11 protein-coding genes are annotated in these 17809 nt (G+C 69.4%); 4 read left to right on the top strand and 7 right to left on the bottom strand.

Annotation, left to right across the window (positions count from 1 at the left end; translation table 11 throughout):
- Nucleotides 1-529: 529 nt before the first annotated feature.
- On the bottom strand, nt 530-1813 hold the full coding sequence (locus LBW94_RS06405; RefSeq protein WP_225060218.1) for an APC family permease: 1284 nt from the start codon (nt 1811-1813) through the stop codon (nt 530-532).
- Nucleotides 1814-1862: 49 nt separating this feature from the next.
- On the opposite strand from LBW94_RS06405, the gene LBW94_RS06400 reads away from it, so the two are divergent.
- Nucleotides 1863-2825, top strand: coding sequence for a GlxA family transcriptional regulator (locus tag LBW94_RS06400; RefSeq protein WP_225060219.1), 963 nt, complete (start codon nt 1863-1865; stop codon nt 2823-2825).
- 158 nt (nt 2826-2983) lie between these two features.
- On the opposite strand, the gene LBW94_RS06395 is transcribed toward LBW94_RS06400, so the two are convergent.
- The gene (locus LBW94_RS06395; protein ID WP_225060220.1) at nt 2984-3649 is read right to left on the bottom strand and encodes a hypothetical protein; all 666 of its coding nucleotides are present in this window, start codon (nt 3647-3649) and stop codon (nt 2984-2986) included.
- Between the two features lie 294 nt (nt 3650-3943).
- Here LBW94_RS06395 and LBW94_RS06390 point away from each other — a divergent pair, with 294 nt between their 5' ends.
- Entirely contained in the window at nt 3944-5143 is a 1200-nt protein-coding gene (locus LBW94_RS06390; protein ID WP_225060221.1) for a glycoside hydrolase family 76 protein, read from the top strand.
- A gap of 4 nt (nt 5144-5147) precedes the next feature.
- Here LBW94_RS06390 and LBW94_RS06385 read toward each other — a convergent pair whose 3' ends face one another.
- A complete protein-coding gene (locus LBW94_RS06385; RefSeq protein WP_225060222.1) occupies nt 5148-5870 on the bottom strand; it encodes an alpha/beta hydrolase in 723 nt (240 codons plus the stop codon).
- 308 nt (nt 5871-6178) lie between these two features.
- Between LBW94_RS06385 and LBW94_RS06380 the strand changes: the two genes are divergently transcribed.
- Complete coding sequence (locus LBW94_RS06380; protein WP_225060223.1) at nt 6179-7624, top strand: FAD-dependent oxidoreductase; 1446 nt, start codon at nt 6179-6181, stop codon at nt 7622-7624.
- 8 nt (nt 7625-7632) lie between these two features.
- Here LBW94_RS06380 and LBW94_RS06375 read toward each other — a convergent pair whose 3' ends face one another.
- Nucleotides 7633-10041: a hypothetical protein gene (locus tag LBW94_RS06375; RefSeq protein WP_225060224.1), complete on the bottom strand. Its 2409-nt coding sequence runs from the start codon at nt 10039-10041 to the stop codon at nt 7633-7635.
- Between the two features lie 311 nt (nt 10042-10352).
- Between LBW94_RS06375 and LBW94_RS06370 the strand changes: the two genes are divergently transcribed.
- The gene (locus LBW94_RS06370) at nt 10353-13304 is read left to right on the top strand and encodes a hypothetical protein (RefSeq protein WP_225060225.1); all 2952 of its coding nucleotides are present in this window, start codon (nt 10353-10355) and stop codon (nt 13302-13304) included.
- Between the two features lie 57 nt (nt 13305-13361).
- Here the strand turns inward: LBW94_RS06370 and LBW94_RS06365 are convergent, their stop codons facing one another.
- The 3 genes from LBW94_RS06365 to LBW94_RS06355 all read right to left on the bottom strand — a co-directional run bounded on the left by LBW94_RS06365 (nt 13362) and on the right by LBW94_RS06355 (nt 17792).
- Nucleotides 13362-13733, bottom strand: a complete 372-nt coding sequence (locus LBW94_RS06365; protein WP_225060226.1) for a PAS domain-containing protein — start codon at nt 13731-13733, stop codon at nt 13362-13364.
- Nucleotides 13734-13735: 2 nt separating this feature from the next.
- Nucleotides 13736-14749 carry a hypothetical protein gene (locus LBW94_RS06360; RefSeq protein WP_225060227.1) on the bottom strand — a complete coding sequence of 338 codons (1014 nt, stop codon included), beginning with the start codon at nt 14747-14749 and terminating at the stop codon, nt 13736-13738.
- A 61-nt stretch (nt 14750-14810) separates the two neighbouring features.
- The gene (locus tag LBW94_RS06355; protein ID WP_266270034.1) at nt 14811-17792 is read right to left on the bottom strand and encodes a tetratricopeptide repeat protein; all 2982 of its coding nucleotides are present in this window, start codon (nt 17790-17792) and stop codon (nt 14811-14813) included.
- Nucleotides 17793-17809: the final 17 nt, after the last annotated feature.

Below are 17809 nucleotides of genomic sequence, written 5' to 3'. Positions count from 1 at the left end.
GATCCATGGGGCGATCTGGTAGCAATTGATTCGGCAACGCGATCCGCTCGCGGTGCTCCGGGAAATGATCGGCATATTCGTACGCCGTCGTCGCGGGATCGGCCCCGGGGTATCACGGCACCCCGTCGAGAGATGCATATGAAGTGCTCATATGGCGTTGTTCGGCAACCGGAGTCGAAATGAGACAGCTCCACAGTGCATCCCTTGCCGGGCGGCGTAGATCCCTGGAAAGACGATCAGATCCTGTGCGGCATCTCGCGATCGCCCCTCGCTCGAGGGAAGTTAGGAGACGGCACCGTAAACCACGCGCAACGCTGCGGCGGTCGTGTCCGGACTTGTGAAAAATATTCCGCGGAACGACGCGGTCGTCCCGACGTGATGATTCAACACTACGGCTATGTAACTGTCAAGTTATGATTCGATTTCTTGCGTTATCGGATAAATGGCGAGTGTTTCGGGAGAGTGTGCACGTGCACGTGCACACCACCTACCGGAATTGTGTGCAGCCGGACCGGGGCCCGGCGAAAAATTATCGGTTACCGGCGGCTCGGGCCCGGTTTCGGGAGGCGGCTCCCGCGGCGAGGACCACGACGGCGATCGCCACGGGCAGCAGCAGTCGCCACCCGGCGAACGGAACCGTGATCAGCAGCAGCAGGATCGTGACGACGGCGAGCAACCGTAGCCACCCGCGGAACAGCCGGGCCGCCGCGGTGGCGCCGAGCAGATAGGTGGCGAGCACGAGAACCGAAGGGACGAAGACGATGTCGTCGGTGCCCCAGCCGAACAGCGCGGCCCCCACCAGCCCGGCGGCGCCGATCGCTCCCACGGCCAGCACCGACAGATACGGGACGCCGTGCCGATTCTGCCGGGACAGCACGCGGGGAGCCCAGCCGTCCCGGGCGAGGGCATAACCCAGACGCGAGACCGAGGCGACGAACGCGTTGGTGGTGCCGAGGCAGATGACGACCGCGGCGACCGCCACCACCGTCACCGCGGACAGGCCCAGCCCGTGCTGGATGATGACGCCGAGCGAGATGCGGTCCAGGGCCCGGTCCCCGTACGAGCCCGTGCCGACGACGGCGAACGCGACGCCGAGGTAGAGCACGCTGACGATGAGGATGGTCAGCAGCGTCGCGCGGGGCAGATTGCGGCGCACGTCCTGGAACTCCGCCGACAGATGCGCGATCGCCTCCCAGCCGGCGAAGGCGAAGAACAGCACGACCACCGCCTGCCCGATGCCGGATACTCCGTGCGGCGCGAACGGGGTCAGCTCGGTGGCCCGGATCTGCGGCGCCGCAACGGCTATCACGGCGAGCAGGATCACGGCGACCCCGGCCGCGAGCCCGATCTGCACCCGTGCGCCCAGCCGCAGGCCGACCAGGTTGGCGGCGAGGGCGACCGCGAGGATCACCGCGGCGATCGCCGGGGCCCAGGTCTGGTCCACGCCGACCGCGTCGGCCACGTAGTAGCCGGCGGTCAGCGGCACGATGGTCTGCCCGACCGAACCGGCGATGAAGTACCACCAGCCCGCGATGCCGCCCGCCGACGCCCCGAAGGCGCGGGCCGCGAACGTCGCGACGCCACCCTGGTCGGGGAACTGCGAGGCCAGCGCCGCGAACGTGAATGCCAGCGGCAGACCCATCAGCGCGCTGAACCCCCAGGCGACCAGCGAGGCGGGACCGGCGAGCGAGGCTGCCTGGCCGGGGAACACCAGGACCCCGGCGCCGAGGATCGCGCACACGTAGAGCGCGACGCCCTGAACCAGCCCGATCGACTCGGTGGGGGGTGCGGCTTGTTTCGTTATCGTCACCATCTCATCCCAGACTCGTGGCGCTGCCGGGACGAGTGTCATGATCGACGTCATGCGCAAGAAAACCGACACCCATCGGGTCGCGGTCGCTGTCATGCCCGATGCGCCCATTTTCGAGCTCGCCGTGCCGTGCGAGGTGTTCGGTGTCGCCCGGCCCGAACTCGTCGATCCCTGGTACGAATTCCAGCTGTGTGCCACCGAACCCGGGGCCACCATCGCCGGCGGTTTCGCCGCCACCACCCGCTTCGGGCTCGACGAACTGGCCGCGGCCGACACGGTGATCGTGCCCGCCTGCACCAATGTCCACGCGGAGCAGCCCGCCGACCTCGTCGCCGCGATCGTCGAGGCGCACGCCCGCGGCGCGCGCATCGCCGCGCTGTGTTCCGGCGCCTTCGTCGTCGCGCAATCCGGTCTGCTCGACGGCCGCCGCGCCACCACGCACTGGATGCACGCCGACGAACTGCGCCGCCGCTTCCCGCGGGTGATCGTCGACGAGGCCGTCATCAGTGCCAGCGACGGCCGCGTGCACACCTCCGCCGGCACCGCCGCCGCCATCGACCTCTGCATCGAACTGGTGCGGCAGGACCATGGGACGGCCGTCGCGAACGCCCTTGCCCGCCGCATGGTCACCCCGCCGCACCGCGACGCCGATCAGGCCCAGTACATTCTCAGCCCGCTGCCCCCGGCGGCCTCGTCCTCACTGAGTGCGGTCACCGCATGGGCGACCGCGCACCTGCACGAGCCGATCCGGCTACGGGATCTGGCCGCCCACGCACACCTCAGCGAGCGGCAACTGACCCGTCGCTTCCTCGAGGTGCACGGCCGCACCCCCGGCGACTGGCTCGTCCGCGAACGCCTGCGGCGCGCTCAGGAACTGCTCGAACTCACCGACCTGACCATCGACCGCGTCGCGGCGCAATCCGGCTTCGCCACCGCCGCCGGTCTGCGCGCCGCCTTCGCCCGCCACCTCCACCTGGCGCCCAGCGACTACCGCAACACCTGGCGAGCCGCCTGACGCCGAATGCCTTACCGCCACAGCATATTTCCGGTCGATGGGCCGCCGGGGCGCGGTCACCGCACGCGCAACTCGTCCGCCGCGTGATCCCGCCCGTCCCCGGCGGATCAGCGTGAGCGTGCCGATGGCTTCCGCGCCCCGGGAAATGATCGACGCTGTCACTTGCCGCCGGGGTGCCCGACGACGGCGAGGGCGGTCGTCCAGTCGCCCGCGATCGCACTCTGCGCCTCGGCCAGCGGCACCGTGTTCTTGCACACCAGTTCGTGCAACTGGTTCTCCACCGCGTCCTTCGGATTGTTCGGGCCGCCACCGGGCTGGTGGCCCGGCGACGGGGGCTCCACCCACAGGTTGCGCGGGTCGTCGGGGTCGCCGCCGAGCTCCAGGGAGATCAGGTGGTCGTATTCGGCGTCGTGCAGAGCGCCGGTGTAGCCGTAGGACTTCGCGTTGGCGTCCTTCTCCCGATCGGTGATCCCGGCCGGCGGCCGGATCGAGGCGGTGTACCCGCTGTGGCAGATGGTGGTACCGATGTTCGCCTGTGTCACAGCCGGATTCGTCGCCCCCGGCGTACACGCCGGATCCGGCAACGGCTGCCCGTCCGCGGTGGTCCGGACATGGCAGCTCCCGGCGGCGGGCTGCGCCTGCACCGTATAGGTACCCTGCGGCCCCGGCCCGACCGGCACCTGCCCCGCGGAGTGCACCGCCACCGCCGACTTCGTCGGCTGCGCGGTCACCGACTGCGCCACCGGTTTCGCCGTCTCCGGCCCGCATCCGCCGACCAGCAACGCCAGCGCCGCCACGGCGAGCAGCATCCTTCGAGTTTTCATGATCTCCTCTTCCCAGCCCGTTCGCTGCGACGATTGTGCGACATGACAACTCTGCCGTCACGCCGATCGCCGGATTCCGGGCCGGGCATCGGCCGGAGGTGTCTCGCAGGGGTGCCGGACCCTGCTGTCGGCCCATCTCGTCGAAACGTGGGTCGGCTGCGTCGGATTCGTGCCGGTGGCCATGGAGAATCCGGTGTGTGGGGCGCCGCCTGGCGAGGTGGCCCGGCAGGTTAGACTGTGGCGGCAAGGTTTCCGGATCCACTGATCGTGGTTCGGTACAAGGAGTCCGATCGGATGGATCGCCGGAACGCGCGGATCGGGCGGCGCGGTGCGCTGATCGCGGCCGGTGTCGCGGTCGCACTGACCGCCTTGGCGGAGCCGACGCAGGCGGCGATGATCACGCGCACGCCGTCCACCGGGCCCGAACAGGCCGGGGCGCGTGCGGATCTGGCGGAACGGGCCGTCGTCGAACGGTATGTGCACACGCTCTGGGAGTGGCCCCGGATGCAGCTGGGGGCGCTCACCTGGCCGGCGTCGATCGTGGACCATTTCCTGCCGGCCCGATGGTGCTACTGGTGGCAGGCCCACCTGCTCGACTGTGCCGTCGACGCCGCGGCCCGCGCGCGCACACCGGAGCGCATCGACCGGATCGCGGCGCTCGCACACGGTATCCGGGCCCGCAACATCACCGGCTGGACCAACTCGTACTACGACGACATGTCGTGGCTGATCCTGGCGCTCGAACGCGCCGACCGGCTGCTCGATGTCCGGTTCGGCGCCGCGCTCGGTGATCTGCGGACCGCCCTGATCGACGGCTGGAACCCGGCCGTCGGCGCCGTCCCGTGGAAATCCGGCAACGACTACTACTCCACCTCCGCGGTCGGCCCGGCCGGAATCGCGATGGCGCGCCTGGGTGAACTGCCGCGCGCCGGGCAGCTCGCCGAATTCCTGAACACCCGACTACGCGAACCCGGCAGCGGGCTGATCTTCGACGGCTTGCACGAGCCCGGCGGGACGGTCGACCGGGTCCTGCTCACCTACTGCCAGGGTGTGGCCATCGGCCTCGAGGTCGAATTGGCAAGGCGCACCGGCGAATCGGCGCATCGCCGCCGGGCGGCGGAGTTGGTCGCCGCCACCGCCGCCCGGATGACCGAGAACGGGGTGATCACCGCGGGCGGCGGGAACGACTCCGGGCTGTTCATGGGCATCCTCGCCCGCTATCTCGCCGAAGCCGCACTGTCCCTGGGCGATACCACCGCCGCGCACATCGTGCACGCCTCCGCGCGGGCGGCCTGGGAGCACCGCGCCGAGGTGGACGGGCTCCCGCTGTTCGGCGCGGACTGGACCCGCGCGGTGACGGTGCCGGAGTACTCCGGCACCTTCCCGCCGCCGGCCGACGACTCCTCGGCCGGTCTGAGCCGCGACCTCTCGGTACAGCTGAGTGGGTGGATGGTGCTCGAAGCGGACCATCGCCTCACCACCGCGGGATACTGACCGGTCATCTCAGGTGCCGGACCAGGAACCGGTTGCCCTCCTCCCCCGCGAACGGCGGGACGCCGATATGCCCGCCCATATTGGCGGACAGGGACTTCTCCTCGGAACCGAAGGCGTCGAACAGATCCAGGGCCAGCTGCCGGTCGTTGCCCTCATCGTCCCATTGCAACAGGACGTGCAATGGGATGGTGATCCGCCGGGCCTCCTCGAACATGCTGCGCGGCACGAAACTTCCGGCGAACAGGAGCGCGGCCGCGATGCGCGGCTCGGTCACCGCCAGCCGGACGGCGACGGAGATCAATCCACCCGCGAACCCCACCGGCCCCTCGAGTTCGGGCAGTGCCAGCAGCACGTCGAGGGCGGCCTGCCATTCCGGGGCGGCCTGGTCCACCAGCGGGAGGACCAGCCGGTCGACGATCTCGTCGACCGGCTCACCGGCGGCCAGCGCCCGGCGCAGGTCGGCGCGGGCCCGGTCGGCCTCGGCGGACCGCGGCCGGTCGCCGCTGCCGGGGAGTTCGATGGTGGCCGCGGCGAAGCCCTGCGCGGCGGCGGCCCGGGCCCGGTCCGCCAGCCGCGGATACATCGTGCCCAGTCCGCCGGGGTGGCCGAGCAGGAGCAGCGGGGCCGGTGTGGCGGCGGGCGTCCACAGGATGCCGGGGATGTCGCCGAGGGTGAAACCGCGTTCGAGGACGCCGTCGGCGAGGCACTGCTCGGAGGTGAAATGCATGGTCGTGCCTTTCGGGAATGCGCGTGAAAAGGCGCTCCCGGACGACCTACCGCCCGACCGTGACCCCGGAGGAGAGCACCCATGTCGATACAGCGTTCACGGGTACCACCTCCTCGTTCTCTCGCACGGCCACCGGAAAGGTAGCAGAGTCCGCCACGAGCCGCCAACAGCTTTTCCCGGGGTGCGCGGCCGCTCCGCGCCGACCGGCGGCCCCGGCGGCTCGCCGTCCGCATCGGAAGCGGCGAATTCGACTGTGCGGGCGGCGATTCGCGGTCATACTGGGGACGGACTGCGAGCGAGGAGCCGCCATGGACCGTGGGGCGCCCATCTGTGTCGTCGGGGCGGGCCAGAGCGGTATTCTCACCGCGGCGAAGCTGCACGACCTGGGGTACCGCGATGTCGAGATCCTCGAGGCGTCGCCGGAACTCGGTGGACTGTGCCGGACCGCCGAGGCGGACGGCGAAGTCTACGACTTCCAGGCGCATCTCATCGTGCAGCAGGATTTCGGAGCGGATATGGCGGACACCGCCATCCACGAACTGATCACCAGGCACCCCGTGCCCACCCAGCCGGAGATCCTGCATTTCGTCGCCCGTTCGCCGTCCGGCGGACCGCAGCAGGCCGTGCCGCCGCACTTCGTGCCGCTGCTGTCCACCCTGACCGCCGAGCAGGCCGCCGACCAGCTGACCACGGCGTGGACCATCATCGAGCGGGCCCGCCGGGAGCGCAGCGGACCGGGCATGGCCGGCTTGGCCTTCGACCGGATTCCCGGCGAGACCTGGGAGAGCTACCGGGCCAGGCATGCGCCGCTGGTCGGCGAGATCCTGCAGGGGCTCGTGCTGTACGCCAACATGCGGCGGCCGCGCCAGCCCGCCGAGACCGTCATCAATATCAACGCGCACATCAACGGGCACGTCTCGCAGCTGGCGAAGATGCTGCTGTCGCTGTATCCGGCGGACCGGGCGGCGCTGCTGCAACGGATGCCGCCGTCGCTGGTGGCGCAGATCGGCTCCCGGCGGCCGGTCAGCCTCGGCTTCCCGGGCGGGTTCCGCACCCTGTTGCGCCGGATCGCCGACGACCACGGGCTCGCCGTCACCCTGCGCGCCCGGGTGACCCGCATCGAATCGCTCGGCCCCGAAGCGGTTCGGGTGACCTGGCGAGCGGACGGCCGCGAACACTCCCGGGACTGTGCCCGTGTCGTCATGACCGGCCGGCCGTCCCAGATCCGGGAAGTGTTCCCCGACAGCGAAATTCGCGACCTCTTCGCCGAACGCAACTGCCCGCGGGCCTGGACCCGCAGCTACCTCGTCCGGGCCGGCGCCGAGCCGATCGCGTTCCCGCGCCGCCCCGGATCGCCGGAGCCACTGGGCTTCTGGGTGATCGACCCCTACGGCAGTTACACCGACACCGACCCCGATCAGGCGCTGCACCGCATCACCGCGGCCAACAAACAGCACCCCGGCCGGAACTGGGTGTGTTTCAGCAACTCCGACACCTCGGTCACCGACGCCGAGGCCTGGGCCGTCGCCAGGGACACCCTGTTCCTGTTCGACGAGCCGGAGTTGCTCGCCGAGACCATCGCCGAATGGCCCGCCTACCCCAGCGCGGCCGCCGTGCGCGACGGCTGGTTCGATCGGGTGGAAGCCGTCCAGGGCCGCGACGGCATCTACTTCGTCGGCGAGATCCTCTCCGGTCCCACCATCGAATGCATCAGCTCCTTCGTCCGCGACACCGTTGCGGTGTGGTTCGCCTGAGCCGCCGGTCACGATGGTGGCGGGTCTCCGGGATCCCGTAGTTCGGGCCCGATTCCGGCGAGGGTCAGCGACGGCGCGAAATGCGGATCGGTGTAACAGCGCTGGACCTCGGCGGGGTCGAGCGCGCCGAGTTGCTCCGCGCCGACGGTGTCGCCGGCTCCGGCGGCCCAGGCCGACTCCCAGATCATGGCGAGGGCGCAGGCGCCGCGCAGCATCACGTCGGCGGTCTGATCGCCGAGTTCCTCCCACATGGCGTCGAGGGTCGACACGTGGACCCGGCCATCGTCGAGATGTTTCTCGAAGCATTCCAGGATGGTCCGGGGCGGCAGGACCCCGGCGACACCGTCCATCAGCGTCAGTGTCGCGTGCGCGGCGTCCTTGCCGCTGTGGCACAGCGGCAGACCGTGCCGGACGGGCAGCTTGCCGGTGATCAGTTCCATCAGGTCGCTCGCCTTCCGGGTCACCATCTGGGATTCGTAGGCGCTGTGCGAACCCTCGCCGAACTTCGCCGGGTGGCCGCGCGCGTCGAGCCGGTCGGTGAGCCGGCGCGGATCACCGTCGGCCAGGACCGAACCGTGCAGCGGCTGTGATCCGTCGCCGACGTAGTGCGCGCACACGCCTGCGGCGGTGAGGAATCCGGGAATGTCGCGCCGGTGCAGCAGCGACACCATCACCTCGAACAGCTGCCAGACCCGCAGCGGGAGCAGGCCCTGGTGCAGCGGGTCGCGATACTGCTGGGCCAGATCGTTCTCGCCGTTGTCCTGACAGTATTGCGCGATGTCGGTGTAGTGGCGTTGCCAGGCGTCGGCGGTGATGTTGCCGTCCGGATCGTCGAGGCACTGCTGCCGCCAGGTCGAATTCGTCGGCGGGTACGGGTCGTCGATGTCCGCGTAGTGGTTGGGATGTTCGGGCCCGTCACTGCCGAACGGCGTGCCGCGGTCGTCGCGTCCGCCGACCCGGCCGTTCCTGGCCGGCGGCGGCCGCTTCTTCCAGATCTCGTCGGGGACGTCGGCGGCCGGGACGAATTCACCGGTCTTCTCCCGATCGGCGAGCAGTTTCTCCAGGGTGGCACCACCGCCGACGGTGTCGAGATCGAAGCTCAGCAGGTCCAGGTTCTGCGTCAGAAATGCCTTCAGGGTGGCATTCTCGACCAGCTGCGTGGCGAAGGTGGCGATGCTGTAATGCCCGACGCGTCCCCAATATCCGCTGACACCGCGCGAAATGTCGTTGACCAGTTCGACATTCAGCAGCCGGCACACGGTGCTGAGGTTGGTGGCCACGGCGAAGGTGGAACGCCGGTGACCGTCGACGAGCGGCTGGCCGCCCCATTCCATCGCCAGCGGACGCAGGTCCCGGTTCTTCAGGGGCGCCGGCGGCCCGCCCGCGCGTTCCTGGGTGAGGTCGAGACACCAGACCATGCCCGAATCGCCGTGCCGGGTGCTCGCGCCCTCGGGGCTGATCAGGAAATCGCCGATGTAGTCGAAACCGCCGACCGACCGGTAGCGATAGAACAGGGCCTTGATGCGGCCGCTCAGCAGGCCCGAGGCGGCGCCGTGACCGACCACCCGGCGGTCGATGATCCGCAGCGACACGTTCCGCTCGTGCACGTCCTCGATCGGCCCCAACGGCGGTAGGCCGTAGATGTTGCTGGTCCAGGCATTGGCGTCGTCGAGCCGGATCAGCCCGGCGTCCACCGAGGACAGTGAGCGGCGGCTGGGGAAATCGGGATAGACCGTCGCGAAGTCGATACAGCCGACCGTGCGGTCGCTGTGACCGGCCGGCACCGGACCGCCGCGGAGCATGCTGGTCACCGGGGTCTGCGGGTCACCGCAGACGTGCGCGGCGGTCAGCGCGTACAGGTAGTGCCCGTCGCCGACCAGGCAGCCGGCGGTGGCGAGATGGTCGACACCCTGGGAGAACACCCGCAGCGGCATCCCGCCGCCCAGCTTCCAGGCGGGCCGCACCTCCGGCGGCGCCGAGCGCGCGGGCTCGGGCGTGAGGTCCGGTTCGGCCTGCACCACGCAGACCGGCACCGCCTGCCCGTCCGGCAGGAACAATGTCTTCGGAACCAGCTGTGCCGGACTGTATCTGCCGCCGGCGGAGAATTCCTCCTCGTCCTCCCACCGCGAGACCAGCACCAGCACACACGGCCATGAATAGTCGCGGACCGAGGAATTCCCGAACGTCCGGATCCGATTTACGGTGCGGGAGTTCGGTTTTACCGATCGGCCCGTCCGATCGCCGTCGTCGCGGACGAGATAATATCCGATGGCGGTGCCGATGACATTCGCCTTGTTCATCAGATGGAAATGGTAGGCGTCGCGAGCGCGCAGCAGATCGGCGAGATTCAGCTGGGAATAGTCGTAGTGCAGTGCCAGCGGGTCCTGCCGATCGAGACGATCCTTTCTCGTGGCCACGATGCTGTTCTCCCTCCGGAACGTCGTCTGCCGAGGCGCCGGTACAGTGTCGGGAGGCTGCTACCGGCGTCGGATTCCCGGGCGCCACTTCGAATTCCTCGATAATGTCGATTCGTGCCCGGCGCGCCGGTCGTGCGGGTATATCCGTTGAGTCGCGCATACTGATGTGATCTAATTCACATGATAGGCTCGCGCGAGGGATCGCAGTAGGGGCCGGTAGCGGTCGAAGAGAACTCTCCCGTTTTCGCCACCGAATTGATGTCCAGTGCACACCCCGGCCGTCCTCGCGGGGCGGTCCAGGAGGAGGGCGCATGCACGACGATGGCGCACCGGGTGCGGCGGCGACGCCCCGCCGGACCGTCCCCCGCAGCGCCCGGACGGGACTCGCCCTCGCGGCGATCGTGACCGGCGCGGCGTTGACCGGATCGCGGTTGCGGGCCGCGCAACTCGCCGATCTCGCCCGGTACGCCTACCGTGATCGGGGCGATCCCACCGGGCCGGCCCCGGAATGGATCGACACCGTCCGGCAGCACCTCCCCGCGGCCCTGCCCGCCGATGTCGCGGTGGTGGTCGGCGGCGGGCTGGTGCTCGGCGGGTGCGCGTGGCTGTTCCGGCTGTGGGCGATCTCCCGGTTCGGGCGGACCGCGTCCGGCTGTGTGCTCACCGCGGTCGGGGTCGCGCTGGTCGCGGGCCTGGTGGAGGACGCACTGCTGTACTGGACGCTGCATTGGCGGCCGAATCCGGCGCCGCTGGTCATCGCGACGGCGGCGACGGCGACGATCAGGTGGTCCACCGTGCTGCTGGTGATGATCGGCGGGATTCCCGCGGTCGCCGGGATCGGCGTGCGAGCGCTGCGGGCCGGTTACGAGCGGGGACGGACCCGCGGGCACACACCGCCGTGGTGGGATCGAGTCTGGGTGGGGGCCGCGCTGCCGGTCGCGCGGTGCGGCGCCGAACAGGACAGCTGGCGCCGCGCCTACAACGTCCCCGGCGCCGAAGCCGTCATCGAGAACCGCAAACCCGAACCGGTACAAGCCATCTGCCTGTCCGGCGGCGGCGTGCGGTCGGCGTGCGTCGCGATGGGCGTCATGCAGGAATTCTCGAAGGCCCCGGCGCTGGCCCCGCCGCCGGATCCGCGGGCCCGGCTGCTCGACACCGCCGACTACGTGATCTCGGTATCGGGCGGCGGTTACAGCGCCGGGGCCCGGCTGCTGGCCGTGCAGCGATCGCCGGGCAGCGCCGAATCACCGCTGCTGTCACAGCGATTCGAGCAGGGATCACCGGAGTTCGACTATTTCCGCCGGCACTCGAGCTATATCGCGGACTCGCCGACGGGACTGATCCGGGCACTGTGGGAAGTGCTCCGGAATCTGCTCGCGTCGATGATCATCCTGTTCACCCCGGCCGTCGTCCTGGGTGCGGTGGCCGGTTATCTGCTGGCGCTGCCGTGTTTCTCGTTCGCCGTACTCGTTCCCGTACCCGCCGATATCGCCATCGATCCGGCGCATCCGCAGCGATATCCGGCCGCGCTGGTACCGCATCCGGCGTCGTGGGGCGCGGTGGTGTTCTTCGCCGTCGGCGCGGGGCTGCTGACGCTGTGGGCGATTCTGGTGGAATGCGTTTCGTCGAGTGAGCGCACCCGGGCCGCGGTATCGCACTCGGCCCGCGCCAGCGTGGTGTTCGCGCTGGCGATCCTGGTGGTGATCGCCGGACTGCCGGGGCTGATGCGGTTCTGTTCGACGGTGAGCGTCCCCGCCGGCCAGCACGTCGGCAAGACGGTGGCGACCCTCACCGGTGTCGTGGGCCTGAACTACGTCGCGGCGATCGCGGCGATGGCCTGGAAGAAGCGCACCGCGTTCCCGCTCGGGGCGGCGGCCGAGCCGTCGTGGTGGAAACGGGTGCTGCCGCCGAGCGTGCTGTGGCTGACGCTGGTGCTGGTGACCCTCGCCGTGCTGCTGCTGGTGTGGCTGCTCCTGCTGGGCAGCTTCGCGGCCGGCGTGTTCGGGCGGGTGACCGGCGACGGGCACACCGTGGACATCGACCGGGTGCCCTACTGGGAACTGTGGTTCGTGGTCCTGCTGCTGACGGTGCTGTCCTTCGGCCTGGTGGATGTCACGTCGTTGAGCCTGCACCCGTTCTACCGGACCCGGCTGGCCCGCACCTTCGCCGTCCGGCGGATACCGCCCGCGCCGGGCACCCGGCAGTGGCGCGCCGAATGCTACGGCGCCGACGAATGGACGTGGTTGCACGAACTCGGCAGCGTCCCCGCCGGTGGGCCGCGTTTCGTCTTCGCCGCCGCGGCGACACTCGGCGGCGACGCGAAACCGGCGCCCGGCCTGAATGCGGTGTCCTATGTGCTGAGCGCCGACCATATCGGCGGTCCGGAACTCGGCTGGCTGCGGACCGCCGCACTGCTCGACGTGGTGCCGCCACGAATCAAACGCGACCTCACCGTCGAGGCCGCGATGGCGGTCAGCGGCGCGGCGTTCGCTTCGGCGATGGGCCGGAAGAATCGCGGATTCCAGAAACTGCTGGCGGTATCGGGGGCCCGGCTGGGCACCTGGCTGCCCAACCCGAACTTCGTCGCCACCCTGGTCTGCGCCGCGAAGGGGAACTGCGCGGATCCGATCGACAACGAGACGCCGTGGCAGAAATTTCTGCCCAGGATCCGGGGCGCCGGATACTTCTACCGCGAATTGTTCGGCCTGAACTACGGGGACGCGCGGCTGGTCCAGGTCACCGACGGCGGTCACTACGAGAATCTCGGGCTGGTGGAGGCATTGCGCCGCCGCTGCGGACTGATCTTCTGCATCGACGGCGGCGGCGATACCCCGCCGCTGCTGACCGGGCTGAGCGACGCGATGCGACTGGCGGAATACGAACTGGGCGTGACGATCACACTCGACGACGAGGGTGATTACGCCGTCGACGCCATCGCCCCCGGTTCCGGAACGCCCTTCGGCGACGGCCACCCCCTGGCCCGCCTGAACCGCCGGCTCACGAAGGGAACGGTGGTGGCCGGCCGGATCAGCTACCCCGCGGCCGCAGGCCTGGACACCGGCGAGGGCCTGCTCGTCTTCGCGAAAGCCGTGGTGTGGGAAGGGTGTCCGGAATGGCTGCTCACCTACGCCGCGTCGAACGACAGCTTCCCCCACGATCCGACCGCGGACCAGTGGTTCACCGAGGACCATTTCGCGGCGTACACCGAGTTGGGCCGGATCATGGGCCGGGCAGCGGTGGAATGCGCCGAGGCCGCCCGGTGACGACCCGGCACACCGGCCCACGGTAGGCCGGGCCCACCGGCCCACGGGCGGGGCCGCTCAGGCGGGGTGGGTGATCGGCGTGAACGGCTCCTCGTCGCCGGTGCGCTGTGACCAGGTCCCCACCCCGCCGATGGCTCGGCCGTGGCCGTCGCACAGCAGCGAGAAGGTCCCGGGGAAGCTGCGGGCCCGGCCGTCCGCGCATCGGATCGGGATGTTGAACCTGCCGCCGGAACTCGCCGCCTCGCCGGTCTCCATCGCCTTGCGGAATCCGGACCAGTGCTGCGCCCGGAATTCGTCGGGAACGATGACGTCGAGGGTCTGGCCGACCGCGTCGGGATGGCCGAAAAGTGTTGTCGCACCGGCACTCCAGTATCGAATGGTGCCGGTGGTGTCGACCAGGACGACCGCGATCGACTCGTGTGATTCCATGCCTAGCTCGTTTTCGGTCGGTGGTCGCGGTCGATCAGGAGTTGCTGGAATTCGGAATAGCTCAGGAGGGGTTCGCCGCCGACCAGCCGAGCGGATTTCTGGAGCACCTCGAGCGGGCCGACGCGATCGGCGAGGTACTTCGCCTTGTGGTCGAGGCCGTCCAGGTTGTAATCGATGACACTGGATTTGGTGAGATCGGTGTGTTCCCAGATGATGTAGCAGTCCTTCAGCATGGGAGTGTCTTTCTCGGTCGCCTTCCGGCTGGCCCACAAGAACTGCCAGAGGTAACCGGAATAGTAATCCGCATTGTTCTCCACGGGAGTTATCCCGTGTCTGTCCGAATTCAGGAGCAGGCAATAGCTGAAGTCCTTCGGCAGTCCACTTCCGAGGATGCTCGCCAGTTCCGGATCGCGCCTGCCGAAGTAGTCACGGTGGCAGAGTAAACCGTTCACGACGGCGGGGTAGGCCAGGTTCCGGCGGTCGACGAGCAGGCTGTTCGCCTCGCTCCTGACGCGCTGTGTGCATTCCTTGACGGCCACCACCAGGATCGAGTTGACCTCGTCGCCCTCTCCGAGTTGTCCGAGAAAATATGGCGACTCGTCCGCCGAATTGCTCGTGAAGTCCCAGGAGGGCCCCCATTCGTCGAATCCCGTATACGTCCAGCGCTGGATGTAGTCGGCCCATTCACCGGAGGTCTCCTTCTTCACGCGAGACCTTTCCCACCATCCGGGGCTCAGGAGTACCGCCGGGGAGAACACTCCTCTGAGCCGGACCGGAATCGGCTGCTCCGACGGCTCGACCCGAGCGATCTTTTCGCGCAGCTCGGTGACGGTGTAGTTCAGATTTCCGGTCAGTGGACGATTGATCGGATCGTCTGCCACGAACCATTGGGTGTGTATCACTTTCCGGATCAACAACGAAGACGAGGCCACGGGATCGTCCAGGTTGTTTTCCGACGTCTGCGATGCGCCCGATTCATCGGGCTGCCACAGTGGATCCCCGCCCTTGTCGCTCATATCTCCATCACCTTCCGTACTCGAATGTGCATTCCCCGCGCCGGCTTTCTCGCGATCCGGTTCATTCCTGCAATCGGGTCAGCACGCGCTGTGCGCGCGGCATGCCGATCGCTGCCACCGGCGGATTGTGTTCGGCCAGTCGGCGATAGAGGTCGACAGCCTCGGTGGCGGCGGCCCGCCCCTCCTTCCGCCGACCCGTCTCACCGAGAGCTGCGGCGAGGTTGGTCACGGTCATCGCAAGGCTGGGCAGGTGGGCGCCGGGGTTGCCGGCGGCCAGTGTCCGGTAGAGTTCGACGGCTTCGGTGGCGGCCATCAGCTGGTCGTCCCGGCGGTTCACTCCGCCCAGCTGGACAGCGCGGTTGTTCAGGCTCGCCGCGAGATCGGGACGGTAGGCATCGGGATTGTCGGCGGCGAGTTTCCGGTAGAGTTCGACGGCTTCGGTGGCGGCGCCCAGCCCTTCCGCACGGCGGCCCGTTTCACTGAGCGGGACCGCGAGATTGTTGAGGCCGGCCGCGAGATCGGGCAGGTAGGTGCCGGGGTCGTCGGCGGCGAGCTTCCGATAGAGGTCGACTGCCTCGGTGGCGGCGGCCAGCCTCTTGTCCCGCTGGTGCGCATCACGCAGATCGACGACGAGGTTGCTCACGCTCATCGCGACTTTCGGCAGGTAGGCGTCCGGATCGTCGGCGGCCAGTGTGCGATAGATGTCGACGGCCTCGGTGGCGCCGCGCAGTCCTTCTTCCCGGCGGTCCATTTCACCCAGCGGGACCGCGAGATTGTTGAGGCCGGCCGCGAGATCGGGCAGGTAGGTGCCGGGGTCGTCGGCGGCCAGCGCCCGGTAGAGGTCGACGGCCTCGGTGGCGGCGGCCAGCCCCTCTTCGTGCCGGCCCAGTGTGCCCAACCGGATCGCGAGGTTGTTCAGACTACCCGCCAGCAGACTCCGATCCTCTGATGTGGGGCTGGTGCGGCGACGGCGTTCGACCAGGGCGCGGGCCACCGACGCGGCGACCGGGGCGAGCACCTGGGTGCGGTCGGGAAAGCTGTCGTACAGCTGGGCGAGGGCGGTCGTGCCGACGTCGGGATCGCTGGTGAGGTGATCGAAGGCGGCCAGCAGCGGAGCGGGCGCCTCGACGTGCGTCGCCACGCGAATCGCGGCCGGCATCAAGACATTCGGGTGATTCGTGCACCATGCGGTGAGTCGCTCACCGGCGGCCGGGGTGAGAGTATGGTGTGCGGCGGCGCGCACGCAGACACTGAGCAGGTGCTCGGTCTCGGTCTCGGTGAGAGTGCCGCTGGTCGCGACGGTTTCGATGAGGCACGGGCGGGTGCGGTCGAGCATCAGCCGCCCCACCAACTGCTCGGCCAGCCGGTCCGGCGCCAATCCGCCGAACACCCCCGCGGTCTGCCCCGGATACAAGCTCGTCAACCAGTCCCGCACCTCGATACTCGGCACCACACGTTCGGCGGCCACTTCCGGCACGCGGGTCAGCACTGCGTCCAAGTCCTCGAAGGTCTGCGGTTTGAGCACGATGGTGACAGCGATCAAGTCTTTCAACGTGGCCAGGCCGAGCTTGGCCACACCGCGATCGGTGTTGGTGTCCCAGTGGCGGTACTCGTGAGCGAGCACCTGATCCTCCAGGCCGCGCAGCCCCGCCGACTCCACGGCGGCCGTGGGCACCGTGGCGTCGAGGAGTTCGACCAGCGCTGCCATCTGTACTCCCAGCACGGTCGTTTCCGAGCCGAATTCCGGCACCGGGCGTGCGGCGACAGCGTCGGCGACGCCGGTCCAGTCGGTATCGGCCGGGCCGGGGACGTCGAGAGCGGGTAGTGCGGCGGCGAAGGCGCGGATCGCGTCCCGGTAGGTTTCCCGCCGGGCTGCGGCGGTGGTGTCCAGGGGTTCCAACGCCGTGGTCCGCACCCCGCTGAGAATTTCGGCCGCACTGTCGCTACCGACGGAGAGGTGTTGCAGCCATTCCCCGCCTACCCGGGCCAGCAGCAACACCTTCACCGGCGTCCCACCCGGACGGCCGGTGAGCGCGTCGAACAGGTCGGCCAGTTGCCGGGTGCGGATCTCGGCGTAATCGACGATCACCAGCAACGGGGCGCCGACCACCTGACCGGCTCGCCGCAGCCGATCCCGGTCGGCCCGGGAGTCCAGCCACAGCACCGCCCAGCCCGCGGCGGCCAGTTCCTCGCCGAAGAAGTGCGCCAAGCGGGTCTTGCCCTGCCCACCCGAGCCGTGCAGCAACCACATTCCGATCCCGGGCTCGGCGGCCCAGTCGCGCAGGCCGGTCAGCAGCTGGTCGCGACCGTGGAACGGGACGACCGCGCGGCGTGCGGTCAGCAGGCCCGCCGGGGTTCTCGCCGCCGTGGCGCGCAGCGGGGACTGCTGGTCCATCAGCTCCTGCAATTCGACCGACTCGCAACGGATTCCGAGCCCGTACGGTGTGACCGCCGCCCGGAATCCGGGGTCGTGCAGCAACAGGTAGACCGGAACCGCGACCAGCGCGGAATGACCCAGGTGGGCGGAGTCGGCGGCGACCACGCCGGTCAGCAGGTCCCCGCAGAACACGGCCGCGCCGGAGATCCCCCGCCACGGTGACGCGGTCCCGTCGTCCGGTGGAAAGCCGTCGAGTTTCACGACATACCGGTCACCGACGTAGCCGTCACCGGGATTCAGAATGCCGGTGGACTGCGCCACCTCCAGCGGGTGACCGGTCCGCTGCGCGAACTCCGGCAGTCCCCAGGTGATGCATCGGATGCCCGGTTCGTGGGTGACGGTCCGCCCCCACACCACCGGCCCGGGCTCCGGTTCGGGCCAGTCCGGGTCGTCGACCTCGGCCAGGGCCGCATCGGTGCCGTGGGCGGAGACGCCACGCCACACCACGGTGGCGGTGAATATCTCCACCCGGCCGGGCCGGAACACCGTCACCCGGGACGTGTCGGCGCCTGTGACGTGTGCGGATGTCAGCACCAGCCGAGGGGCGATCACGTACCCCGACCCCGACTCGGCGCCCGACACTCCGACCACTCGATCCCATCGCATGTCTTCCTCCCCCGACG

Origin of the sequence: Nocardia sp. alder85J (genome assembly GCF_020176955.2) — a bacterium.
Taxonomy (GTDB): domain Bacteria; phylum Actinomycetota; class Actinomycetes; order Mycobacteriales; family Mycobacteriaceae; genus Nocardia.
This window is presented reverse-complemented; position numbering and strand designations above follow the sequence as displayed.